At 68.5% G+C, this 23119-nt stretch carries 18 protein-coding genes; 7 read left to right on the top strand and 11 right to left on the bottom strand.

Going from position 1 to position 23119, the window contains the following annotated elements; genetic code table 11:
* The first annotated feature begins 162 nt into the window (after positions 1 to 162).
* Both WEB06_13620 and WEB06_13615 read left to right on the top strand, forming a co-directional pair.
* Positions 163 to 1083 (top strand): tyrosine-type recombinase/integrase, encoded by a 921-nt coding sequence (locus WEB06_13620; protein ID MEX2556651.1) that lies wholly within the window; start codon positions 163 to 165, stop codon positions 1081 to 1083.
* A 238-nt stretch (positions 1084 to 1321) separates the two neighbouring features.
* Positions 1322 to 2818: an SIR2 family protein gene (locus WEB06_13615; protein ID MEX2556650.1), complete on the top strand. Its 1497-nt coding sequence runs from the start codon at positions 1322 to 1324 to the stop codon at positions 2816 to 2818.
* A 288-nt stretch (positions 2819 to 3106) separates the two neighbouring features.
* Here the strand turns inward: WEB06_13615 and WEB06_13610 are convergent, their stop codons facing one another.
* Positions 3107 to 3427 (bottom strand): ImmA/IrrE family metallo-endopeptidase, encoded by a 321-nt coding sequence (locus tag WEB06_13610; protein ID MEX2556649.1) that lies wholly within the window; start codon positions 3425 to 3427, stop codon positions 3107 to 3109.
* Between the two features lie 139 nt (positions 3428 to 3566).
* Between WEB06_13610 and WEB06_13605 the strand changes: the two genes are divergently transcribed.
* The 3 genes from WEB06_13605 to WEB06_13595 are packed head-to-tail and all read left to right on the top strand — an operon-like array spanning position 3567 to position 5607.
* Positions 3567 to 3764 carry a hypothetical protein gene (locus WEB06_13605; GenBank protein MEX2556648.1) on the top strand — a complete coding sequence of 66 codons (198 nt, stop codon included), beginning with the start codon at positions 3567 to 3569 and terminating at the stop codon, positions 3762 to 3764.
* Positions 3765 to 3790: 26 nt separating this feature from the next.
* Positions 3791 to 5023 carry a hypothetical protein gene (locus tag WEB06_13600; protein MEX2556647.1) on the top strand — a complete coding sequence of 411 codons (1233 nt, stop codon included), beginning with the start codon at positions 3791 to 3793 and terminating at the stop codon, positions 5021 to 5023.
* Positions 5020 to 5607: a carboxymuconolactone decarboxylase family protein gene (locus tag WEB06_13595; protein MEX2556646.1), complete on the top strand. Its 588-nt coding sequence runs from the start codon at positions 5020 to 5022 to the stop codon at positions 5605 to 5607. Before WEB06_13600 ends, WEB06_13595 begins: the two co-directional genes overlap by 4 nt.
* Positions 5608 to 5650: 43 nt before the next feature.
* Here the strand turns inward: WEB06_13595 and WEB06_13590 are convergent, their stop codons facing one another.
* From WEB06_13590 to WEB06_13560, 7 genes are all read right to left on the bottom strand, one after another.
* A complete protein-coding gene (locus WEB06_13590; GenBank protein ID MEX2556645.1) occupies positions 5651 to 6007 on the bottom strand; it encodes a zinc-binding dehydrogenase in 357 nt (118 codons plus the stop codon).
* Positions 6004 to 7086 carry a zinc-binding dehydrogenase gene (locus tag WEB06_13585; GenBank protein MEX2556644.1) on the bottom strand — a complete coding sequence of 361 codons (1083 nt, stop codon included), beginning with the start codon at positions 7084 to 7086 and terminating at the stop codon, positions 6004 to 6006. The genes WEB06_13590 and WEB06_13585 overlap by 4 nt, the downstream gene beginning before the upstream one ends.
* 19 nt (positions 7087 to 7105) lie before the next feature.
* Positions 7106 to 8194, bottom strand: a complete 1089-nt coding sequence (locus WEB06_13580; GenBank protein MEX2556643.1) for an LLM class flavin-dependent oxidoreductase — start codon at positions 8192 to 8194, stop codon at positions 7106 to 7108.
* A 61-nt stretch (positions 8195 to 8255) separates the two neighbouring features.
* Positions 8256 to 10061 (bottom strand): adenine deaminase C-terminal domain-containing protein, encoded by a 1806-nt coding sequence (locus tag WEB06_13575; protein ID MEX2556642.1) that lies wholly within the window; start codon positions 10059 to 10061, stop codon positions 8256 to 8258.
* 99 nt (positions 10062 to 10160) lie between these two features.
* Positions 10161 to 11015: an alpha/beta hydrolase gene (locus WEB06_13570; GenBank protein ID MEX2556641.1), complete on the bottom strand. Its 855-nt coding sequence runs from the start codon at positions 11013 to 11015 to the stop codon at positions 10161 to 10163.
* 22 nt (positions 11016 to 11037) lie between these two features.
* Positions 11038 to 12279: a CoA transferase gene (locus tag WEB06_13565; protein MEX2556640.1), complete on the bottom strand. Its 1242-nt coding sequence runs from the start codon at positions 12277 to 12279 to the stop codon at positions 11038 to 11040.
* A 135-nt stretch (positions 12280 to 12414) separates the two neighbouring features.
* Positions 12415 to 12840 carry a hypothetical protein gene (locus WEB06_13560; protein MEX2556639.1) on the bottom strand — a complete coding sequence of 142 codons (426 nt, stop codon included), beginning with the start codon at positions 12838 to 12840 and terminating at the stop codon, positions 12415 to 12417.
* A 209-nt stretch (positions 12841 to 13049) separates the two neighbouring features.
* Between WEB06_13560 and WEB06_13555 the strand changes: the two genes are divergently transcribed.
* Positions 13050 to 13772: an IclR family transcriptional regulator gene (locus WEB06_13555; protein ID MEX2556638.1), complete on the top strand. Its 723-nt coding sequence runs from the start codon at positions 13050 to 13052 to the stop codon at positions 13770 to 13772.
* Between the two features lie 73 nt (positions 13773 to 13845).
* On the opposite strand, the gene WEB06_13550 is transcribed toward WEB06_13555, so the two are convergent.
* The 3 genes from WEB06_13550 to WEB06_13540 all read right to left on the bottom strand — a co-directional run bounded on the left by WEB06_13550 (position 13846) and on the right by WEB06_13540 (position 17689).
* The gene (locus tag WEB06_13550; GenBank protein MEX2556637.1) at positions 13846 to 15372 is read right to left on the bottom strand and encodes a sugar ABC transporter ATP-binding protein; all 1527 of its coding nucleotides are present in this window, start codon (positions 15370 to 15372) and stop codon (positions 13846 to 13848) included.
* An 8-nt stretch (positions 15373 to 15380) separates the two neighbouring features.
* A complete protein-coding gene (locus WEB06_13545; protein MEX2556636.1) occupies positions 15381 to 16298 on the bottom strand; it encodes an ABC transporter permease in 918 nt (305 codons plus the stop codon).
* Positions 16299 to 16519: 221 nt separating this feature from the next.
* Complete coding sequence (locus WEB06_13540; protein MEX2556635.1) at positions 16520 to 17689, bottom strand: sugar ABC transporter substrate-binding protein; 1170 nt, start codon at positions 17687 to 17689, stop codon at positions 16520 to 16522.
* A 798-nt stretch (positions 17690 to 18487) separates the two neighbouring features.
* Between WEB06_13540 and WEB06_13535 the strand changes: the two genes are divergently transcribed.
* Positions 18488 to 22693, top strand: coding sequence for a TIR domain-containing protein (locus WEB06_13535; protein MEX2556634.1), 4206 nt, complete (start codon positions 18488 to 18490; stop codon positions 22691 to 22693).
* Positions 22694 to 23119: the final 426 nt, after the last annotated feature.

The following is a 23119-nucleotide window of genomic DNA, read 5'->3' as shown; positions in this document are numbered from 1 at the left end:
CCAGCCGCAATTCGCCGCACGGCGCCGGGTCCCTGCCCAGGGACTGAACGCTTACGGAAAAAGCCCTGTTACCAGGGCTTTTTCCGTAGCAGGCCTGTAAGCCGGAGAATCGTCCTACTAGCACCGACCGCAGGTCGGGGCCTGCCCGAACGGTGGCCCCGAATGCAAAACGCACTCACCGACTTCCTCGACTACTGCCAGATCGAGCGGCGGTTAGCGCCGCTCACCTGCTCGGCCTACGAGCGCGACGTCGCCGCCTGCCTGCGCTTCCTGCAGGCCGCGGGCCTGCGCGAGTGGGCGGCGGTGCGCCCGCTCGACCTGCGCCGCTTCCTCGCCGACGAGGCGACGCGCCGGCCGGCGCCCTCGAGCCAGGCGCGCACGGTCGCCGCGCTCAAGGGCTTTTTCCGCTTCCTGGTCGAGAACGAGGAGATCGACCGGAATCCGGCCCAGGTGCTGCGGACGCCGAAGAAGCGCGAGGCGCTGCCGGACGTGCTCGACAGCCGCGAGCTCGCCCGCCTGTTGCGCGCCGTCGAGCGCGACGACGTCTGGGAACGCCGCTTCGCGGGCAAGCGCGAGCGCGACCGGCTGATGCTCGCCCTGTTCGCCTACGCCGGCCTGCGCCGCAGCGAGCTGCTGGGGCTCGACTGGGACGACGTCGACCTCGAACGGCGGCTGCTGCACGTGCGCAGGGCGAAGGGCGGCCGGCAACGCGTCGTGCCGATCCACCCCGCGCTTGCGCCGCTCTTCCTCGATTACCTCCAGTTCCGGGCGCGCGACCCGGAGCCGGCGCTGTTCGTCGGCGTCCAGGGGCGGCGGCTCTCGCAGACGATCATGACCCAGACCTTCCTCCGCTACGCGCGCGCCGCGGGGGTCACCGAGCGCAAGCGCGTCACACCCCACACGCTCCGGCACGTGTTCGCCTCCGAGCTGCTGCACGCCGGTGCAAACCTGCGCCAGATCCAGGAACTGCTCGGGCACAAGCACCTCGACTCCACCCAGCGCTACACCCGCATCACGGCACACGATCTCCGCGGAGCGGTCAAGCGCCTGCACTTCCCCTCGAACCCGCGGCCTCCCGCGTGACAGGCCGGGCTTTGCCGGGCCCTAGCGGCAATTCGCGGCGACTTCCTGCGGAACTCGCGAGCGCGCGATCGCGTCTCACCTGTAACCAGCGCGATGCGGCTTTACTCCGCCACGGAAGCAACGAAACGACGCAAGGCGAGTTTTCCGAAGGCCCGACCCTCAGCGCAAAGGCCGCGCCGAGTTCGCTGACGGCGGGGCCGCGGCGCGGCCGGCGAGCGCGACTCCTACGATCCGCATTGTGAGCTTCGCAATCTTTCAGCGGCCAGAGATAGCCGAGGTCGTGGAGCGCTTCTCCGAATCCAGCCGCGTGACGGTTGTGGTCGGCGCAGGTTCTTCGATCGAGGCCGGGCTACCGGGGTGGGAGCCGCTAATCGAGCGACTTCTGGAGCGTTCGGCCCAGAAGACCTTCGATGCGTCTGAGATGCCGGACCGAAATCGGTGGGTTGACGAAACTCTCGCCAAGGATGGCCTGCTGGGAGCAGCCGCCGTCGTAGAGGCTCTCTCAGGCGAGCAGCTGCAGGAGTGGCTGCTCGAGGAACTGTTCGGCGGCGGAACTGCGGCCGATTTCGTCCCTGGGCCGATATCGCGCCAGATCGCTCAGCTGCGTCGACGCCTGCAGGAGCGAATGACGATCGTTACCAGCAACTACGACGATCTCTTGGAGCAAGCGCTTCGAGAAGCCGGCTTCGCCGCCAAAGATGTCAAGTCGTACATCCGGCAGCGCAAAGTGATCCCTGCCGGAGCCGTTCCAGTCACTCACCTCCACGGATACGCCGGACGAGACGGGACCAAAGGAACGCTCATCCTCTCCGAGGAGCACTATCACCAAATGCAGCGCGGCTCCTCCTGGCAGGAGGAGCTAATGGCCGAGCGCCTGCTGAATTCGAACTGCTTGTTCGTCGGAAGCAGCCTGACGGATCCGAATCCGATCCGATACCTCTACGGCTACCGAGGCGAGCGCCCTCATGCGGCGCTCTTTGTCAGACAGGCCGAATCCGCTGAGCTCCCAGTGAAAGTCCGAGCGGCGCGCGAGGAGGCAACGGCGCGACGATGGCAACGGTGCGGGGTCGACGCGATCTTCGTCGATCACTTTGCGGATGTCGCACAGGTGCTACACGAAATCGGACTACGCCACGCGGATCCAGCCGCTTATCGATCACTCCATCAGCGCGCCAGCATGTGGATCACCGAGGTCGAGTCCTCAGTGATCGGAGTGGACCGCGATACAGACTTCGAGCTCGGACAACGGTTTCTCAGCGATCGGCTTCGAGCCCTTCTGGATCGAGGTATTGCGGAGGCTGAGCGTTTCGGTGCTGACTTCTCCAGCGAGGGGATCGCAGCGTCCCTGTGGCTGGCGACCCGCCACGGCGACGGCCTGATGAGCTGGGCAACGACAGACCGACTGCATAGGGACCGTTCCACGATGCAGGCTGTGCCGATCGAGGCTGGCAGCAGATGGATATCTGTCGAGGCCTTCTGTCGCGGTACGCGCGTGGAGGAGGATCGAGAAATCTACGCCTCGCGCTGGCGATATATACGCGGGCTACCACTCACGCCAGCGGTACCGGGCTTAGGCCTGCTGCCAGTTGGATGCATGACCGTCGCATCTACCTTGCCAGCGGGCCAGACCGTCCTCGATGTGATGGACGACGGACTCAAGGCGGAATTCCACGGAATCCTCGTTGAGGGGATGTTGGCCTTCCTCTCGGAGGCCGCTTCGGCTGCATCTCTCTAACGCGCGACGTCTTCTGTGGCCCGTATAGTTCGTCTCGTGGCTACGCGGCGCAGCGAGGTTGTACGTAAACTCGGGCATGGACGGTACGTCGCGCGCGATGCAGGTTGGGCCAGACCTGAGATCGTCCGAGCTTTCGACAAAGCGCTGAAGCAGGAGCTGGCGGAGAATCGCCGCAAGCGGGAAGAGCTTCGGCGAGAGCGCGAAGCCGCTTCCTAGCGATCACCCACGACGCGGCGCGGTGCGACTTTGGCTGATGCCGGCCGCTGCCACTCGAGAAGGCCATCGCCCTCAAGCGCCGATGCGCTTGCGGTACATCCGCCGCAGGCCGGCGCGGTTGATTCGGTAGTTGACGAACCTCTCAGAGAGCGCGTAGCGCACAGCGATCGTCGCGGTCGGAACGCCGCGCTTCGCCAGCGGGAAGAGCTGACTGTACGGCAGCACCATCGCACCGCCGACGCCGTAGGCCTCGTCCTCGATGTCGCGGTTGTATGTACGGAAGCCAGTGGCGGGATCGATGCTGCTCGGCGGGTGACCCATCACGACGTGCGCGAGTTCCTCGGCCAGCGTCGCTTTCTGGCGGACGAGATCGTGGGTCGGGTTGAGGATCACCATCGCCTTGCCGGGAGCGATCAGCGTGCCCAGAGGAAGTTCACGAGGCGATGATCCACGGCGCAGTCTCCTTCTCCGAGGAGGTGCCCGGGCTGGAGCCGTTACGGCGGGCGGCTCGGCAACGGCCGAAACCAAAGCAATGGCGGAGGAGGACGTCCGCTTCGGGCTCCTGTTCGTCCGCGACTCGGTAATCGAGCGCAAGCGCGAGCAGGCAGCACGGAACGCGCTCAAACAGATCCTCAAGCCGAAGCCGACCGATCGCGAAGTGAAGGATCGGCGCCGGCCGGCTCCCGACAGCGAGCTTGACACGCGAGATCCGGCAAGCTACGTTCATTAGATGCTAGCACCTATCATCTGCTGAGAGTGCACGGCCAGGCCCACGCAGAGCATGCAGGGCCGCTGAGCGACGCGGACCTGCGCCGCGAGGTGGCGGCCGCTCCGGTGCCGTCCTTCCCGGACACCGCCTTCGCCCGGCCGCCGCGGCTCACCGACGCATGCGTCGCGGTCGTCACGACGGCGGGGCTCCACCGTCAGGGCGACGAGGGCTGGACGCGCGGGGACCAGTCCTTTCGCGTGCTGCCCCACGACGACGACGCGTTGGTCCTCGGGCACGCGAGCGCCAACGTCGATTACAGCGGCGCGGCGCTCGACCTGAACGTCGTCCTGCCGCGCGACAGGCTCGACGAGCTCGCCGCCGACGGCATCATCGGCAGCGTGGCGCCCCGCCACATCGCCTTCATGGGCGCCCAGCACAACACCCTCTCGACGCTGCGGCTCGACACCGGGCCGGCGGCCGCGAGCATGCTGCTCGCCGACGGCGTGGACGTGGCCCTTCTGACGCCGGCCTGCCCGATGTGCACCCGCACCGTCTGCACCCTCGCGCACGTGCTCGAGCGCGAGGGCCTCGCCACCGTCGCGATCGCCTTCGTGCCCGAGCTGGCGGAGCGGATCCAACCGCCGCGCGCGCTCTGCTGCGAGTTTCCCTTCGGCCGGCCGCTGGGCCGGCCGGGCGAGCCAGCGTTCCAGCGACGGGTGATCGAGGCCGCTTTCGAGCTCCTCGCAGCGCCGCGCGGGCCGGTCCTCGCCCGCTTCCCTGAGGTCGTCCCCGACCAGGGCGAGGGGCCCCTGGACTGCCTGGTCCCGCCCCAGCTCGACCCGGACCTGCCCGTGGCAATCGACGAGGCGATCGCGCTGCGCCCTGCCTTCGAGCGCCAGCGGCGGCAACGCAGGCGAGGGCTCGCCCGCCGGGAGATCGACCCCGACGCGGTCGTGAGCGGGATCGAGCGCTTCGCGCGCATCGCGGAGGGGGAACGCTGGGACGCCGAGGAATGGGAGCGCGACCCCACCCAGGTGGCGCTCGACATCCGCTGGTACTTCGAGGAGGTGGCGATCGCGCTCGCGCCGCACGTGCCCGCGGCACAGGCCACGCGCAACTGGCTCTTCCAGCACACCCAGACCGGCAGGACCCTTATCGCGGCCCGCGAGCGGATGCGCGAGCAGGGCGCGCCGCGCGATATCTGGCGCCGCCTCGTCCCGCTGGGCCAGGTACTCGATCCGGGCGAGGCCGCGGTGACGCCGGCGGGAGGCGCGGCATGAGCCCAGACCGCGCCCGGAGTGAGCCCCGCATCGCGCCAGCCCAGGAGCTCAGCCCCGAGGACGAGGAGCTGCTCACGAAGACGCTCGCCGGGCCCGACGGCGTGCCCCTGAGGATCTTCGCCACGCTCGCGCACCACCCGGCGCTGCTGAAGCGGTTCAACGTGCTCGGCGGGCTCTTGCTCACGAAGGGGCTGCTGCCCCCGCGCGAGAGGGAGCTGGTGATCCTGCGCACGGGCTGGCGCAGCGGCTCGGTGTACGAGTTCGGTCAGCACGTGCTGATCGGCCAGCGCGAGGGCGTCAGCGACCGCGAGATCCGGCTGCTGACCCGGCCGCTGGAGGCGGGCGAGTGGTCGGAGCGCGAGCGGGCGCTGCTCGCCTTTACCGACGAGCTGCTGGCTACGGCGAGCGTCGGGGACGGGACCTGGGAGGCCGCCCACAGGCACCTCGGCGAGCCCGAGATGCTCGAGCTGGTCCTGCTGATCGGTTTCTACCGCATGGTCGCCGGCCTGCTCAACGCCGCCGGCGTCGTTCCCGAGCCGTGGCTGCCTGGCTGGCCCGAGGGCATGGACGGCGAAGGCGTCTGAGCCTCACAGCCGCCGCCATCCGCAACGGTGGCAGAGGCCGGGCTCAGCTGGCTGCGGCCGCGAGGCACTGGACCTCGATCTCGGCCAGCGCGAGCTCGCCGGCGTCGATGGAGCAGCCCGGCGGCGGCGCGCCGATCACGATCAGGGTGCCGCCGGGGCGCAGCGCCGCCAGTGCCGCCTCCAGCGTGGCCGCGTCCGGATCCCAGACAACGGCGCCATCGACGGGCTCGCCCTCCGGCCGTCGCCTGAGACGCATGCTGGCGATCCCGGCCCGCCCCAGCGTCTCCTCGGCCAGCTCGAGCCGGCGCTCGTCGCGGGCCGCGACCGCCACCAGGTCGGCGATCCCGAGGCCCCGCAGCGCGAGCGCGGCGGACAGCTCGCTCGCGGCGCCCTTGGTCATGGCACCAGCACTAGGCGCCCCACGGCATCGCCGCCCGCTAGCACGCCTAGGGCCTCATTGGCCTGATCCAGCGGGAACCGCTCGGCCACCAGCGGCTCGACCGCGCCCCGCTCGGCGAGCGCGAGCACCTCGACGAGGTCCCTGGGGGTGGAGGAGAGCGAGCCCATGATCCGCAGCTCACGGGCGCTCGCCGCGTCCAGGGGCAGCGCCCGGTCGCCCGTCAGGCCGATCACCACCAGCCGACCCCCTCCGCGTAGCAGCGACACCGCCGCCGCGAGCGTCTCGCCCGATCCCACCACGTCGATCACCGCGTCCGCGGGACGCCCGGCCGCGTCGAGAATCTCCGGCACCAGCTGAGGCCCGGCGTCGCCGCTCAGCACGGCCGAGGCACCGAACTCGCGGGCGCGCTCGGCGCGCTCGTCGGCCGCGCGATCGGCGGCCACGACGTGCGCTCCCCGCAGCGCGGCGATCCGCGTGACGTAGAGGCCGATCGCGCCGATCCCGAGCACCACGACCACCTCGCCCGGCTCGACCGCGGCTCTCCTGACCACCGCGTGATACGCGGTCGCGACCGCGTCGGGGAGGACGCTAAGCTCGGCCGGGTCCAGGTCCGGCGCGGCGAACGCGTTCACGGCCGGGACCGCCACGTACTCGGCGAAGCCGCCCGGCACCTCGAGCCCGACGCGCTTGGCCACCGTTCGGCAGAGGTTCTGGCGTCCCGCCAGGCAGGCGAGGCAGCGCCCGCAGAACAGGTTCGCGTAGACGACACAGCGCGTGCCCGGCTCTAGCCCGTCGACCTCGGCTCCCACGGCGGCGAGCTCGCCAGCGATCTGGTGGCCCATCACGATCGGCGGGACCAGACCGGCGAAGCGCCCCCCGGGACGCTCGAAGGCGCCTGCCTGCAGGTGGAGGTCCGAGCCGCAGAGGGCGGCCGCCTCGATCCGCACGACGACCTCCCCCGGACCGGGCTCGGGCACCGGCAGCGCGCGGCGCACCACGGGCGAGCCGTAGCGTTCGAGGACCATCGCGCTCATCGTCCGCCCGGCCCCGCTGCGGGCGGGCTCCGTTACGGTCGCCACCCCCTCGCGGCCCCCCGGCCTAGGCGACCGCCGCCGGGCGATCGCCGAGGGCGGGGATTACCTCGTCGCACAGGCACGTAACGGTTTCCTTCCAGCGCGCGATGTCTCCGAGGCCGTCGAGGCTGATGACGACGAAGTGCCTCACGCCGGCGGCGACGAACTCCTCCATGCGGCCCTTCAACTGCCCAGGATCGCCTGAATTGACCAGCTGGTCCACCGCCTCGGCGGGCACGTCCTCGGCCAGCTTCAGCCACTCGTCCATCGCCTCCGGGCTGCCGTCGAAGTTCGAGACGGTCAGATCGTCGCTGCCGAGGTCGTACCCGAGCCGGCGCAGCGACCCTCGCCACCAGACGGCGATCCCGCGCCCCAGCTGGTGGGCGGTCTCGCGGGCCTGCCCGGCGTCCTCGTGGAGCACCGTGTACATGAACAGGCCTGGCTCGATCGCGTCGGGGTCCCGCCCCGCCTCGGCCGCGACCTCGCGGATGCGCCCGAGGTCCTCGCGGTACATATCCGGGGTCAGTGCGGCCGGCAGCCAGGCGTCGGCGACCCGGCCGACGACCTCGAGCGTGCGCGGCGCGTTGCCCGCCATCCAGACGGGCGGATGCGGCGACTGGATCGGCGTCGGACGCAGCACGCCGCCCTTCGAGCTGAAGTACTTGCCCTCGAAGTGGATCGGCTCGCCGCTCCAGTAGAGCTTCATCAGCTCCACGAACTCCTGCAGGCGGGCGGTCTTCTTCTCCATCGGCATGCCGAAGGGCACGACGTTCACCCGCTCGCCCATGCCGATGCCCGGCAGCGCGCGGCCGTCGGAGATGTGGTCGAGCGCGGTGACCGTCTGCGCCAGCACGGCCGGGTGCCGCCGGAAGGGATCGGTGACGGCCATGCCGAGCCCGATCCGCTCGGTGCGGGTCGCCACGGCGACCAATGCCGACCAGGCTTCGAGAACGTCGGGCGTGGGGAACGCGATGCTGCGATCTCCGAGCCAGTACGAGTCGAGCCCGCGCTGCTCGGCCCAATTCGCGGTCTCATAGATGGCGCTCAGCGGCTGGAAGGGCCCGTAGGCGCCGTACCGCAGCCTCCTGCCGCTCTGCGAGTCTAACCCTGTCATCTCGATGACACTCCTTCCGCAACCGGTCTGCCGAGCGCCGCTACCGCGGCCGCCCGGCCCGCTACGCGTGAGCGGCCTGGTCCTCGGCGACTAAGTCGACGAGCTCGATCTTCTCTACGTCGATGATCCCCTGGGGAGAGATCTTGATCTTCCCGATCTCGCCGCAGGCGCCGCAGAACTCCAGCGTCGAGAACGGATGGGTGACAGCCGAGCCGAGCTCGCGGATGCTCGCCGCGAGCTGGTCGAACTCGGCCACGATCGTCGGCAGCGGGTCGGCCGAGAACAGGCCCAGCAGGGGCAGGCGCACCTCGGCGAGCACCTTCCCGTCGGCGACCGCCACCTTGCCGCCGCCGATCTTAGCGATGTGGTTGGCGGCGAAGGCCATGTCCTCCTTCGAGGCGCCGATCACCACGATGTCCTCGCAGACGGCGTTCACGCTGCTGGCGATCGCGCCCCTGCGCAGGCCGAACCCCTTCACGAACGCCCTGCCGATCTGGCCGGTCGCCGCGTGGCGGTCGATCATCGCGATCGGCAGGACGTCGTTCTCTGGGTCCGGCTGGATGACGCCGTCGTTCACCTTGAGCGTCTCGAACAGCTCCTTGGTGTGCAGGCTCAGGTCCACGACGCCGATGACGCGCACACGCACCTGCTCGGCGCCCTCGGGCGCCGGGACGTCGAAGTCGCTCGCGACTAGGTCGCGCTGGATGCGCACGGTGCCATACATCGCCTCGGGGTACTCCGGCGGCGCGATCTCGGCGACCAGCTTGCCGTCGCTGACCACCAGCTCGCCGCCGGCCATCACCGACTCGACCTCGAAGTCGCGCAGGTCGCTGACGAGCACGACATCCGCGCAGCGCCCGGGCGAGATCGAGCCGATGTTGTCGTCGAGCTTGTAGACCTGCGCAGCGTTCAGGGTCCCCATCTGGATCGCGGTGATCGGGTCGATGCCGGCGCGCACGGCCTCGCGGATGCACTCGTCGATGTCGCCCTCGTGCATCAGCTTCTCGCACGAGGCCAAGTCGGCGCAGTAGGTGAACGAGCGCGTGTCGACCTGCTGCTCGGTGATCGCCCTGGAGAGCTCGCGCAGGTCGAAGGCGCCCGACCCCTGGCGCATCAGCACCCGCATGCCGGAGCGCGCCTCGGCCAGGGCGACCTCGGCCTCGACCGCCTCGTGGTCGGTCGTGGTGCCGGCGGCGATGTAGGCGTCCAGCTGCTCCGGCACGCCGATGCCGGCCGCGTGGCCGGTGATCACGAGGCCCTTCTCGATCGCCCGGCGGTACAGCTCCATGAAGACCGGGTCCTTCTGGACGACCGGCAGGTAGGGCGGCTCCTCCAGGCCCACAGTCTCCGGCCAGTCGAGCATCGCCATCATCTGCTCGGCGTTGATCGAGTTAGGCGCCGGGTCGAGGCCCAGCTCACGATTCTGCAAGTAGCCCACCACGGGCACGACGAAGATCAGCTTCAGCGGCGTGCGGGCGTACTCGTCGATCATGAACCTGATCGTGTCGATCCCGCCGATGATCGACGGACCGTAGATGCCGTCGGCGGTCGTCGTGGTGCCGTGGATCAGCAGCGCCTGGGCCACGTTCGTGACGCTGGTGTAGGAGTGGTAGGCGTGAAGGTGGGGCTCGATCAGCCCGGGCACCAGGTACTTGCCCTCGGCGTCGATCGTCTTGGTGCTGGAGTCCAGGCAGCGGGCGACATCGCCCACGGCCGCGATCCGGTCGCCCTTGATGGCCACGTCCGCGGGATAGACCTCCTTGGTGAGGACGTTGACGAGCTTGCCGCCCGCGATCACCTGGTCGGCCGGTGCGTTGCCGAGGGCGACATCGATCAGGCCCTGATCCCTGTGACGAAACCACGTCATGGTCCCTTCCTCCTCCGCGAGCGGACTGCCGTTACGAGACTATCACTAGCTGATAGCTTCTCCTGCTTAGTGCGAGCATATGCACGGCTCCGGGCGTAGTCAAGTCGCCGTCCCGGGCTCGCCGAGCGGCTCGCCGAACGAGCCCCGGCGCTCGAACTGGACCGTGCCTCGCGAGTCGACGAAGTCCCGCACCATCGTGGTGAACGTGCTCGGGGCCTCGAGGTGGATCGTGTGCCCCACCCCGGCGAGGATCGCCAGCGCGGCGTTCGGGATCGTGGCCCTCAGCGCAAGCGCATCGCGGGCGAACCCGCCCTGGTCCTCCTCCCCCGCGAGCACCAGCGTTGGGCAGGAGATCCGCGGCAGCTCGTCGAGGCGGTGGAACGAGGCGACGGCGCGGAACGACGCCGCCAGGACCGCGGGATCGGTGCGGGCGACCTCGCGCCGGTAGCACTCCACGAGCTCGGGCTGCTCGGCCAGGAAGCGGGGCGAGAAGGCCCGCTGCAGGTGCGTCGCGAGCTCCTCCGCGAGGCCGGTCGCCTCGACGACGTCCGCGCGCAGCATGAACGCCCGGCGGGCGTCCTCGTCGAGCCGCGCCGAGGTGCTCTGAAGCACGAGGCCGGCGACCCGCTCGGGCGCGAGGAGCGCCACCTCCTGGGCGATCATCCCGCCGAGAGAAAAGCCAAGCAGGTACGAACTCTCGAGCTCGAGCGCGTCCCAGAGCCCGATCAGGTCGCGAGCCCAGCCGGCCACCGTGCAGCCGCTGTCCGCGCCGCCGCTCTCGCCGTAGCCGCGCAAATCGAGGCTGAGCACGCGAGCGTGCAGCGAGAGCGGGGGAACCTGGCTGCGCCAGACCGCGGAATGGGCCAAGCCGCCGTGGACCAGCGTCAGGACCGGCTCGGCGTCCCCGGCCAGCTCGTAGTGGAAATCGGCTCCGCGGATCAGGCAAGAAGGCATCTGCCACCCTCGATCGGCTCGCTCAGGCGACGGCGGGCCGCACCGTGTCGGCCGCTCGCACGGCGCCCTGTCTCTCCAGCCTCTCGATCTCGTGGGCGGCCATCCCCAGCAGGCTCTCGAGGACCTCGCGCGTGTGCTCGCCAAGGCGCGGGGTCCTGGACCCGGACGGGTCAGGGGCGTCGTCCATCTTGATCGGGTTGCCGACGAGGCTCACCTGTCCCATGACCGGGTCATCGACATCGACGAGCATCTTGCGCGCGCTCGCCTGGGGCGAGGCGTAGACCTCCTCGGACGTGTTCACGGGCCCCGCCGGCACGCCCAGCTCGAGCAGCAGCCGCGTGCACTCCTCCTTGGACCTCATGGCCGTCCATGCGCGCACCGCCGGCGCCACGAGCTCGTCGTGGTTCGCGGAGCGATCGCGGCCGCTTCGCAGGCGCTCGTCGTCGCGCAGGTCCGGGCGCCCGATCACGTCGCAGAGGGCCTCCCACTGCGGCTGGGTGAGGACCGCGATGACCACGTAGCCGTCCGTCGTTTCGAACGGGCCCCAGGGGGACTGGAGCAGGTACTGGCCTCCACCGTGCACCTCGCCCGTCACCGAGTACGCGGTCATCGGCAGGTCGTTCATCAGCAGGGCAGCGTCGTACATCGAGATGTCCACGCGGCGACCGCGCCCGGTCGCCTCCCGGTCGCGCAGGGCGAGCAGGATGCCGGCGAAGGCAAGCGTGCCGGCGAAGATGTCCGCCATCGCGAACCCCATCCAAACGGGCGGGCCCTTGCCGTCGCCCGCTAGGTACATGAGGCCGGCCATGGCCTCCGTGATGATCGCGTATGCGGGCCTGTCGCCGAAAGGGCTCGGATAGAGGTCGTCGTGACCGAACCCGCTGACGCTTGTGTAGATCAGGCGCGGGTTTATCGTCCTCAGGGCATCGTGATCGAAGCCAAGCCGCTGCATCACTCCCGGCCGGAAGTTCTCGACCAGCACGTCGGCCTGGGCCACCAACCGGCTCAGGACATCCTTGCCCCCCGGCGACTTGAGGTCGACCGCGACGCTGCGCTTGCCGCGGGAGAAGCGCAGGAAGTTGAGGTTGGTCTCGCCAGCGGCGGTCCTCAGCGGGTAGCCGCTATTGCGGTAGGGCTCGCCCTCCAGCGGCTCCAGCTTGATGATGTCCGCCCCGAAGTCGGCCATCAACATGGTCGTGACCGCGCCGCTAACGATCTGGGTCAGATCGACGACGCGGACTCCCTCGAGCGAATTGCGTGCCATCGCTACCGCGTCGGCGGCGTCCTCCGGGCCCGAGCCGACCCGGCCGGCGCGGCCGCAGGGTCGGGACCGGGCTCGCCTTCGGGCGGGTCGGCCGCCTGCCGGCTGCCCGCGCCGCCTCCCTCGCTGCTGGCCGGCTCAGCGGGTCGCGTAGTCGGCATCCGGCACCACGTCACGCTCGTGCTCGGGCGGCTCGATGAAGGACGGGCGGTGGTCGTAGATCGCCAGGAACAGCGATCCGTCCGACCCCGACGTGATCGGGCCGTAGAACAGCCCCTTCTGCTCGTACTGCATGAAACCCGGTCCCCAGGTGCGATTGCCGAGGGCCCACTCGCCCTCGAGGATGTAGTGAAAGACGTCCCCATTGTGCGTATGACGCTGGACCACGACCCCCGGCTCGTGCCTGACGACGTAGAACCACGGGCCGTCGTCACCCTTGCCGAAGTACTTGCACTCGACCCCAGGGATGTCCACCCCGTCGAACCCCGGCGTGTCTTTCAGGGGAAGCCAGTCCAACTCCGCCTCCATCGCGAACACGACCCGCTTCTTCGCCTCGAACGGCATGGTCAAGCCTCCTCGCTGTCGGCTATACTACCACGTGTTGAGAGCGACTCCCAACAACCGACATTCTAGCCCAAGGCACCGGGTCACGCAAGCGAGCGGCACCCATGCGCGCGTTGCCCGCGAGGCGCCCCTGATCCCTGCGGCGCTGCCCGGCATGTGGTCCCGACAGCGCGGCCTGCCAGCGATCCGAGACAGGAGGAAATGACGGGATGCAGGCACTTAATCGGCTTACGATGATCCTCGAGGCAGTCGCGTCCAGCTCCCGCGCCTCGACGGCGGCAGAGGTCTCCCAGGCGGTCGGGCTCTCGCTCTCGACCACGACCCGCCTGATGCACCTGATGGCCGACAAGGGCCTGCTGCACCGCACGGGGCACGACCGGCGCTACACGCTGGGGCCGCGGCTGTTCGCCCTCGTGCGCGCGGCGTCCGCCGACCTGGACATCGCCGAAATCGCCCGCCCGTACCTCGAGCGCCTGCGAGACGTCACCGGCGAAACGGCCTCGCTGCACGTGCTGCACGGAAGCGAGCGACTCTGCGTCGCCGTCGCGGAAAGCCGCCACCAGGTGAGGCGCGTGGTCTCGGTGGGGCTCAGCGAGCCGGTCCAGGGCACCGCTACTGGCAGCGTGCTGCTCGCCGGTCAGCCGTTGGAGGAGCGCGCCGAGCTGGCCGAGCGACTGCGACTCGGCCCGAAGAAGCTGAAGGAGCTGGACGAGATCAACGAGCGCGGCTGGGCGCTGGTGGTGGACGACTGGGTGCCCGGGCTCGCGGGTCTCTCGGCGGCGGTCAGGGACGGCGACGTGACCGTGGCGGCCCTCTCGGTTTCGGGCCCGAGCTCCCGCTTCACGCGCGAGGTCGCCCTCGGGCACCTGGACGTGGTGCTCGAGACCGCGTTGGCCCTGGGGGAGCAGCTCAGGCACCGCCGCTCCAGGTAGCGGCCCGGTCGCCGCGACCGCGCGGCCGCGGCGAGCCCCCGGGGCCAAAAGCGTCGCGGGCCCCCAGGAGAGCTCAGGAGTCTCCCGAGGGCGCCACGCGCCCGATCCCGTTCGGCTCGTCCCCGTTGGCTTGGTCCGCGTGGCCGAACGCAAGCCGCGTGAGCGAGCCCTTCGAGGCCCGGCCGCGCCCCAGCTCGCCGACAAGCTCTCCGTTGCGCATGACCAGGAAGCGGTCTCCGACCTCAATGCACTCCTCGGGCTCCGACATCACGGTCAGCACGGTCCCGCCGGAGTCGGTCAGCCCGAGCAGCATGCGGTGGATCTCGGCCTTCGCCGAGACGTCGACGCCTTGGGTTGGCTCGTCGATCAGCAGCACGCGCGGGCTCATCGCCATGCAGGCGGCGAGCATCACCTTCTGCTGGTTGCCGCCGCTGAGCTGATGGATCGGCTGGTCGAGGTCGGCAATCGTGATGCCAAAGCGCTGGACCAGATCGCGCGCGGCGCGGCGCGCGGCGCGGTGGCGCAGCAGCGACCAGCGCGAGCCGCCGCCCGAGCTGAGCAGGGGCAGCACGAGGTTGTCGAGCACCGACATACCCGAGAGCAGGCCGTCTCCGCGGTCCTCGGGCAGGTAGCGAACGCCCCTGCGGATCAGCGCCCTGGTCGATCGGCGCGCGACCGGCGCGCCTGCGATCGCGACCCTGCCGCGGCTGGGCGCCAGGCCGGCGAGCGCCCGCAGCAGCGAGCTGCGCCCCGAGCCCACCAGGCCGGTGACGACCGCGCACTCGCCGGAGTGCACGGCGAAGTCCACGTCGTGAAACCGTGGCCCGGAGAGACCGCTGACCTCGAGCTGCCGGTCCCCGCTGCTCTCCGAATGGTGGTGCTCGCCCTCGTGGACCTCCTCGCCGCTCATCATGGTCACCATGCGCGGCACCGAGATCTCCTCGCCCGCCAGGGTGCCGACGGCGGCCCCGTCGCGCAGCACCGTGACGCGGTCGCAGACCTCGGCGATCTCGCTCAGGCGATGCGAGACGAAGATCACCGAGACGCCGTGCTGCGAGACCCGCCGCGCGAGCGAGAGCAGGTGCTCGGTTCCCTCGGGGCCCAGCGCAGTGGTGGGCTCGTCGAGGATCAGCAGCCGGGGATCGCGTGCCATCGCCATCGCGACCTCGACCATCCTGCGCGTGGCCAGCGAGAGCCGCGAGACCGGAGCGTCGGGCGAGACGTCCACCCCGATCGATTCGAGCAGCCTGGTGACCGCGAGCCGCATCGCCTTCTTGTGCACGACGCGCAGCCCGCTGACGCGCCTTGGGATGTTGCCGAGGCTGATGTTCTCGGCCACCGTCATCGAGTCGCAGAGCTGGCTCTCCTGCATCACGAGCCCGATCCTGCCGCTGGTGTCCGTCCGGCCGGCGTCGTCCTGGGCCCACTCGACGGTGCCGTCGTCCTGCCGCACGAGGCCCGAGACGATCTTCAGCAGCGTGGACTTGCCGGCGCCGTTGGCTCCCACCAGCCCATGCACCTCGCCGCGCCCGATCTCCAGGGTGACGCCGCGCACGGCTTCCACTCCGCCGTAGCGCTTGCTGATCTCGCTGACCCTCACCAGCAAGCTCAGGACCTCCTGACGGCGTCCAGCGAGATCGCGCCGACGATGATGCAGCCGCGCGCGATCATCTGCCAGTAGGTCGGCAGGTTGAGCAGCGTGAACAGGTTGAACATCAGGCCGATCAGCACCGCCGCCAGCACCACGCCGAGCACGCTGCCGCGGCCGCCGCGCAGGCTCGCGCCGCCGAGCACCGCGACCACCAGTGCATCGAAGCTCATCGCCGTCCCCACGTTGGGATCGCCCCCCGCGACGCGTCCGACGAACAGCACCCCCGCGAGCGCGGCGATCAGCGTGGAGATCGTCAGTGCGGCCAGCTTCACGCGCCGCACGGGCACACCGGCGATCCGAGCCGCGAGCGGGTTGGCCCCGGCCGCGTAGATGTACTTCCCCCAGACGGTCGAGTGCATCAGGAAGGCCGCGAGGATGAATACCGCGGCCACGGTCAGCACCGAGGCCGGAAATCCGGCGATGTCGCCGCTGCCGAGGAAGCGCCAGTCCTGGCTCGACACCGGCACCAGGCGCGAGTTGCTCACCCCCCTGGCGATCCCGTCGATCACCAGCGCGACGCCCAGGGTCGTGATCAGGGAGCCGAGCCCCAGGTAGGCGAGCAGCACGCCCTTGACTAGGCTGACCGCCGCGATCACCGCGAGCAGCAGCGCGATCGTCGCGAGCATCGGGCCGTCGGCGGTCAGGGCGACGAGCACCGCGGTGAGCGCCAGCACCGCGCCCACCGAGAAGTCGATCACCCGGGTAATCAGGCCGATCGTGACCGCCAGGCCGAGCAGGGCGACGATCGAGACCTGCCGCCCGACGTTGAGCATGTTGCCGCTCGTCAGGAAGTGCGGCGAGGTGATCGCGCCGACGACGAGGATGGCGCCGATCGTCACCGCCAGCCCCACCAGCTGCAGGTCGGCGGCCGCCAACCGGCGGGCCGCGTGCCTTGCCAGCACGCTCACCGCCTGCCGGACGCCCGCCGCGCGCGGAGTCGGGAGGCCGGCCGCCTCAGCGCCCGGCCTCCTCACATCCTCCACCGTCGCGCCACCCCGATCCCGCGGCGTGCTCCGGGCCGTGGGACCCATCGTGGCGGCGCTTCGGGTGCTCCCCGTCCGCTGCCTCGGTCGGATCCACTAAGGGCCGGACCGGATCATCGCCAGGGCTCGGGCAGCACCCGCGGCCAGCCGGCGTACGGCGTGCCCGTCGCAAGGTACGCGTCCACGTCGTCGGGGGTGATCCCCGGCGAGTTGATAAGCACGTGCTTCGGCACGGACTCGCCGCTCAGCAGCCGCTGCACGACCTCCAGGGTCGGCAGGGCAGCTCCCGGGTAGATGTAGTCGTAGACGATCAGGCCCTTCTCCTCCTTCATCACCTCCAGGGTCTGCCTGTTGCTGCCGCCGCCGACGAAGAAGAAGTTCTCGCCGTCCTTGCCCAGGCGCTTTGCGACAGCTGCGAGACCGGGCCCGACATCCGCGCCGATGTACCAGGCTGCGTCGGCGTCCGGGTTGGCCTGAAGGCAGTTCTCCAGCACCTCGACGGCCTTCGAGGGCTGGAACTCGGCGTACTGGTCGCAGACGACCTCGATGCCCGAGTGGCCTCCAAGGACCTCCTTGAACCCCTGGTTCTGCTCGTCGGTGAGCTGGTGGCCGTTGAGGCCGTTGACGATGACCAGCTTGCCCTTCGCCTCGCCGTCATCGCTGCGGCGCTTGAGCTCCTCGACCATCGCCTCGCCCTGCTGGCGACCGGCCGCGATGTCGCTGGCGACGACGGTCGAGCTAACCTTCGTGCTCGCCAGCTCGGCCTGCATCGCGATGACCGGGATCCCGGCGGCGGCCGCCTGCTCAACGGCCGGCACGGCCGTCTGCGCGTCGGCTGGCTCGATGATGATCGCGTCGACGCCGCGGGTGATCGCCGCCTGGATGTCGGCGATGAACTTCGACGGGTCGAGCTCGCCGTCGGACGTCGTCAGCTTGATGTTGGGGTAGTTCTTGGCGTATTCCTCGAGCTCCTGCTTGAAGAAGGCGAGAATCGGAAGGTCCGACGCGTACTGGGCGAAGTGGACGTTCCAGGGCGGGTCCTTCTTGAACGGCTCGCCCGACGTCTCGTTCTTGGAGAAGCGGTAGACGTCGTCAACCGGGTCGGTCGCGACCAGGCTGGCCGTCACATATTCCCCCTCCTCCGCCGCCTCCCCGGCGTCGCCGTTGTCGTCGCCGCCACAGGCGCTCAGCAGGACGGCCATCGCCAGAAACACGGCAGCAAGCAGGGCGAGCCCCGGGCGCGCGCCTCGCGATGCTCGTTGTGCAGTCTCGGTCTCCGCCACGTCGCTCCTCCTCGGTGTATCGCTGGATGCTGCGCTCCTCCGGCCGGGGAGTCCCCTCGGCGAAGGGCAGCGACGCCGTTGCATATGCTGCGGATTAGCTCTCAATAGGCGAGAGTAGCTTGCGCGTGCTGAGCGTACATCCAGGCTCGAACGATGTCAAGCAACGCCGCCCGACCGCCGCTGCCCCGACAGGCGGTCACAGCTAGTAGGACGAGTACCCCGGCGAAACGACCTAATAGAAAAAGCCCCGTTACCAGGGCTTTTTCCGTAGCAGGCCTGTAAGCCGGCAGACGTTCCTCCGCTACGCGCGCGTCGCACGCGTGACGGAACGGAAGCGGGTGACGCCCCACACGCTTCGCCATGTGTTCGCCTCCGAACTGCTACGCGCCGGGGCGAACCTACGCATTCTCATAGAGAACCGATGCTACGCCGGACCCCGCCTAATGTAAACTGGCGCGCCAAGACCGACTGCTCGCTCGCTGCGCGACGTGCGCAAGTCTTCCGTGAAGGACTGGACGACGTCGGTGCTCGCCTCGACACGCTCAGCCCGCGGCCCGTCCTTCCGACAGTCCACCCATTCCCTACCATCGTTGATACGCCAAGAACGGACTGCCCTGCTGCGAAGCATTCCTCGGCTCCGAGTTAAGGCTTGGGATCAGAGGGCCTTGCGGGAGGCCACCGATATTGAGCGGTGCGAGTCCCCGTGCTTTCCTTCGAGTCGGCACGACTGAGTGGCATGATGGCTCTCCCACTTCACCAGAGCTACAAGTTCGTAGGCCGCACCGAGTGAGGCGTGCCGTGGCGTCCTTTTTCATAAGCCACAGCAGTCGAGACAACTCCGTCGCCGCAGATCTCCGGAGGTGGCTTCAGGAGCAGGGATTCAGCTCGCTGTTCCTCGACTTCGATCCCGAGGACGGGATCCCGCCTGGCCGCCGCTGGGAAGAGGAGCTGTACTCCGAGCTTCGGAAGGCGGATGTCCTACTCTTCCTCGGCACACGCGCGGCGGTGGAGTCGAGGTGGTGTCACACCGAACTTGCGTTTGCCCGTTCCCTGGGCCGGACGATCGTTCCGATTACGCTTGAGGACGGCGCTGTCCACCCGCTCGTCTCGGATACGGAGTGGATACGGATCGATCCCCACGGCTCCGGGGTATTCGCACCTCTCGCCGGTGCATTGTCGCGACTCGGGATCGACCCTCTAGACACGCTCGACTGGGATCCGAACCAGCCGCCGTATCCCGGCCTGCTGCCGTTTGGCGAGGATCGCGCCGGCGTCTTCTTCGGCCGCGACGAGGAGGTCCGCGCCGTACTCGATCACCTCCGGCTCCAGAGCACGGAGAGGTCGGAACGGCTTGTGCTCATCGCCGGACCGTCTGGCTCCGGAAAGTCGTCAATTGTGCGTGCCGGAGTGGTGCCGAGGCTGCGCCGCCTCGATGTGCCGCGGCTTGTCGTGCCGCCGTTCAGTCCTGACGGTCGGCCGTTGGCGAGACTCGCGCAGGCACTGTGCGACGCATTGGCAACGTACGGTCGCGAGGTCGATTGGCGCGAGTGCGAGGTGCGGCTTGCGGGCGCCCGGGAAGGCCTTGCGGGATACGTCGACGATCTGCTGGTGGCGGCCCGCCTTCCTGACTCGGGCGACATCGTGCTCGTGATCGACCAGGGCGAGCGGCTCGCGACGCAGTCGGAGCCGCAGGAGCGGATCATGCTGCTTGATCTCGTCTTCGGCGCACTCCGGCGGACCGGCCGCCTGCGGGTGCTGATGACGGCTCGCTCGGAGTATTTGAGCGACATCGTGGAGAGCACCGAATTCGAGGGGCAGGCGCTGCCGATCGTGTCCGTGGGTCGCTTGTCCCCGGAGCGGCTCGGCGAAGTCATCGAGCGCCCAGCCCAACGCGCAGGCATCGCGTTCGAGCCTGGAATCGTTCAGCGGCTGATCGAAGAAACGACGCGCGGCGCACCGACTGGCGGTGATCCGCTCCCACTACTCGCGTTCGCTCTCCGCGAGCTGTTCGACAGCCGGGCCAACCCGACGACGATCTCGTGGGTCGACTACGAGCGTGTGGGCGGGGTCGTTGCGGGGCTGAGGAAGGCGGCCGATCGCGTCCACGAGCAGTTGTCCCGGCGTGGCCAGGGCGATCTCGTCGTGCCGACCCTCCTCGAACTCGTCCACGTCGATCCCGAGCGCGAGCCATCCAGCCGCCCAGTGTCCCGGCGACGGTTCACCGAGGCCGCTCGGGACGTCGTGGACGCGTTCGTCGAGGCCAGGCTGCTGACGACGGAGGGAGAGGAGCCGCACATCCACGTGGCGCACGAGGCACTCCTGCGCGAATGGCCACTGCTCGCAGAGGCGATCGAGAGCTTCGGCGACAACCTCATGGCACGGTCCAGGCTAAATGATGCCGCAGCGGAGTGGGAGCACTTCGGTCGCAACCCGGATGCTCTCTATCGCGGAGCTCGGCTTGCAGCGGCACTCGAATACGCCGACGATATAGACGCAAGCCTTGGCGAAACCGAGCGGGCATTTCTCGAAGCCAGTCGACAGGAGCAGTTGCGGATAGAGCGAGACGCACTCGAGCAGGCGCTCAGGCTCGCTGCGACCGAGGCAAAAGGGCGACGACTAGCACGCCGCCTTTCAGGAGTCCTGGGCGGCGCAGTCGTGGCTCTTTTGCTCGTTGTCGGCATTGCACTTCAGCAACGATCCGCCGCTCTCTCGGAGAAGCGAGCCGCGCTCTCCAATGAGCTGGCTGCGCGCAGCACAGCCACACTCCCGACGGATCCAACAGGAAGCCTCCGTCTAGCGCTTCAGGCGCTCGTCACACAACCCACGCCGCAGGCAGTACTCGCCTACACAAACGCGCTTGCCGTGCCACATGCGCGCCTCAGTCTCGAGGGCCACGGCGAACGGTCGCGCTCGCTGATGATCGCACCTGATATCCCGCGTCCTATTAGCCTCAGGGCGACCCATAGCCCGGATGGAAAGCGGATCGTCACAGCAAGCACCATAGGCGGGACTCACGTTTGGGACGCGATCACAGGCAAGAGGCTGGTGTCTTTGACCGGCATTGCCGCTTATGCGAGGACAGCGGAGTTCAGTCCCGACGGTTCTCGTCTATTAACAACGACCGCCGACGAACCATCCGTAGTTCTGTGGGACAGCCGAAGTGGTGCAAGGGTCGCAGTACTGGGAGGCGTGACTGATGGACATTCAGCCATCACCAGCGCACGTTTCAGCCCTAATGGCAGGTGGATCGTCATAGCAGCCACCGACGGGACCGCTCGGGTTCTGAGTCTCCAGGACGAGAAGTTGTCCGTGTTACAGAGCCCCGGGCCTCGATCGCGCGCCTTGACGAGTATCACAGACGCGGCTTTTAGCCCCAACGGCCAACACCTCCTTACCGTCGGCACTGACGGCAAAGTACGTCTCTGGGAGTGGCGAACTGCGAGGCAACTTTCCGCCGTCGACGGAATGGCCGGAGCGTTCAGCCCGGACGGGAAACGCATTCCGACAGGAAGTCGCGAAGGGCCGTTTGGAAAGCCTGGCATCCCAGCCATACATATTCGAGACCTCGTGAGTGGCGAGGTGCTCGTCGTGATGAGGGGAGAGCCAGGTGCTCTCATACGATCGATCGCCTTCAGTCCAGACAGTGCTGAACTCGTGACAGCGAACTTCGGCGAGATGGCCGATGTATGGGACGCACAGAGTGGAGATCGCCTTGCAACGCTCAAATTCCCCACCAATCCGATCTCAGAAGGTGCAATGACAGCAGAGTTCAGCCCAAATGGGCAGGCTATCCTGACCATGAGCAGTGATGGCAAAGCGCGGCTATGGGTGACACGCGGATTGATTGCCGTCCTAGACCGCGCCCGTGATGCGGCGGCGACCGGTGGCCCCAACCGCGCACTATTCAGTCCCACCGGTAAGGTGATCGCTACGGTCGCGAACGACCAGAGGGTTGGTGTGATCACGCGCATCCGGAGTTCTGCAACTATTAGCCTCTGGGATGCAGGCGCTGGCCGGCGCTTAGTCGTCATACATAGTGCATCTCAGGTGCGGGATGTGGCATTCAGTCCGGACGGTCGTCTTCTCGCCGTCGTAGAGAGCTCGAAGGGATTCGGCCAGGGCGCCGTGGTGCGATTGATTGAGACGAAAACAGGTAGGCAGGTCGCTATCTTCGAGAGCAACGCTGGCTACATAACTAACGCCGAGTTTACTCCGGACGGAAGGCGGCTGATCGTTCCGGGTACGGATGGCCTTCACATCCTGGATGGCGCTACGGGACGCCACCTGCAGGAGGTTCGACTCCGTGCACCGGTCGAGTTGGACGCCACACCGGGCGTGTTGAGCCGAGATGGAAGGCGAATCGTTATGCCTGGCTCGATCATGATGGGCGAAGGTCCCCACGCCCGCATTCTCGGTCGGCTTGTCGTCTTTGATATAGCGACCGGAAGAGAAGTCGCGGTATTGAAGACGCCAGGTCATGTAGGAGCCGCGATAGACCTTAGTCCTGATGGGCAACGCATCGTCACGGGTGGCGGCGTCGTGCGTCTCTGGGATGCTTCCAGCGGGAAGCAGTTGAGGATCATTGACCAGACGCGCGAGGACATCGTTCAAGATGTCGAGTTCAGTCCGGATGGCAAAGAGCTCCTCACGGCTGCGGCGGACGGAACCCTAGCATCCTGGGACGCAGCATCCGGCCGACGACTCGCTTCCTTCGTGGGCGTCGGCGGCTCGCTATACCAAGCGGTATTTAGTGCCAACGGCAGGTACATAGCGGCCACGAGCAGGAACGGGACAACGGGTATCTGGGATGCGTCAGGCGGCACGCCCCTAGCGACTCTAAAGAGCGCGCGCGGTTCTAGTTGGCGGGTTAGTTTCAGCCCCGACGGACGACGGGTCGTCGTCGTGGCCGACGACGCAACACGCTTGTACGAGTGCATCCCGTGTGCCTCGCGCCTGAGCCTTGTTGAGGAGGCGAAGCGACTGCTTGCTGAACTACCGTCTTAAAGGTAGTGCCGCGCGAGCTGCGCTGGTCGCTCGGCCGGATCTTCCTCTCCCGTCTCCAGCCAGTTAGCCGGCTGAGGTACGCGTTCGCGGATCGCACGCGCCTAACCCGAAGTATCACTGCCTCTACGTGGCGAGGCAGATCCGAACAGAAGCTTTGCTCCGCGCCTCGACTCGCGTGGGGTCGAGCGCGCCTTGAGACCGTCCGCTCGGCCTGGTACCGTCGGCGTGCGGCGCGACGCGTAGCCGGCACCGCGAGCGAGCGAACGCCGGACGCCCGCGCCGAGCGGTTCCAAAGAAATCGCCCCGACCGGCGGTCACAGCTAACAGGACGAGTCGAACGGCGAAAGACCTATAGAAAAGCCCCGCCGTAGCAGGGCTTTTCCGTAGCAGGCCTGTAAGCCGGATTCTGTCGAGGGTGACCATCTC

The sequence above is a fragment of the Actinomycetota bacterium genome, from assembly GCA_040905475.1.
GTDB lineage: Bacteria > Actinomycetota > AC-67 > AC-67 > AC-67 > DATFGK01.
Note: the sequence above shows the minus strand (reverse complement) of the source record. Positions and strands in the feature narration are given on the sequence as shown.

Bases quoted from the DNA above. Each gene is read 5' to 3' on its own strand.
- WEB06_13580 (MEX2556643.1), bottom strand. From the start codon at position 8,194: ATGACAGGGTTAGACTCGCAGAGCGGCAGGAGGCTGCGGTACGGCGCC.
- WEB06_13590 (MEX2556645.1), bottom strand. From the start codon at position 6,007: ATGACCAAGGGCGCCGCGAGCGAGCTGTCCGCCGCGCTCGCGCTGCGG.
- WEB06_13570 (MEX2556641.1), bottom strand. From the start codon at position 11,015: ATGCCTTCTTGCCTGATCCGCGGAGCCGATTTCCACTACGAGCTGGCC.
- WEB06_13620 (MEX2556651.1), top strand. From the start codon at position 163: ATGCAAAACGCACTCACCGACTTCCTCGACTACTGCCAGATCGAGCGG.
- WEB06_13575 (MEX2556642.1), bottom strand. From the start codon at position 10,061: ATGACGTGGTTTCGTCACAGGGATCAGGGCCTGATCGATGTCGCCCTC.
- WEB06_13595 (MEX2556646.1), top strand. From the start codon at position 5,020: ATGAGCCCAGACCGCGCCCGGAGTGAGCCCCGCATCGCGCCAGCCCAG.
- WEB06_13560 (MEX2556639.1), bottom strand. From the start codon at position 12,840: ATGCCGTTCGAGGCGAAGAAGCGGGTCGTGTTCGCGATGGAGGCGGAG.
- WEB06_13565 (MEX2556640.1), bottom strand. From the start codon at position 12,279: ATGGCACGCAATTCGCTCGAGGGAGTCCGCGTCGTCGATCTGACCCAG.
- WEB06_13555 (MEX2556638.1), top strand. From the start codon at position 13,050: ATGCAGGCACTTAATCGGCTTACGATGATCCTCGAGGCAGTCGCGTCC.
- WEB06_13605 (MEX2556648.1), top strand. From the start codon at position 3,567: ATGGCGGAGGAGGACGTCCGCTTCGGGCTCCTGTTCGTCCGCGACTCG.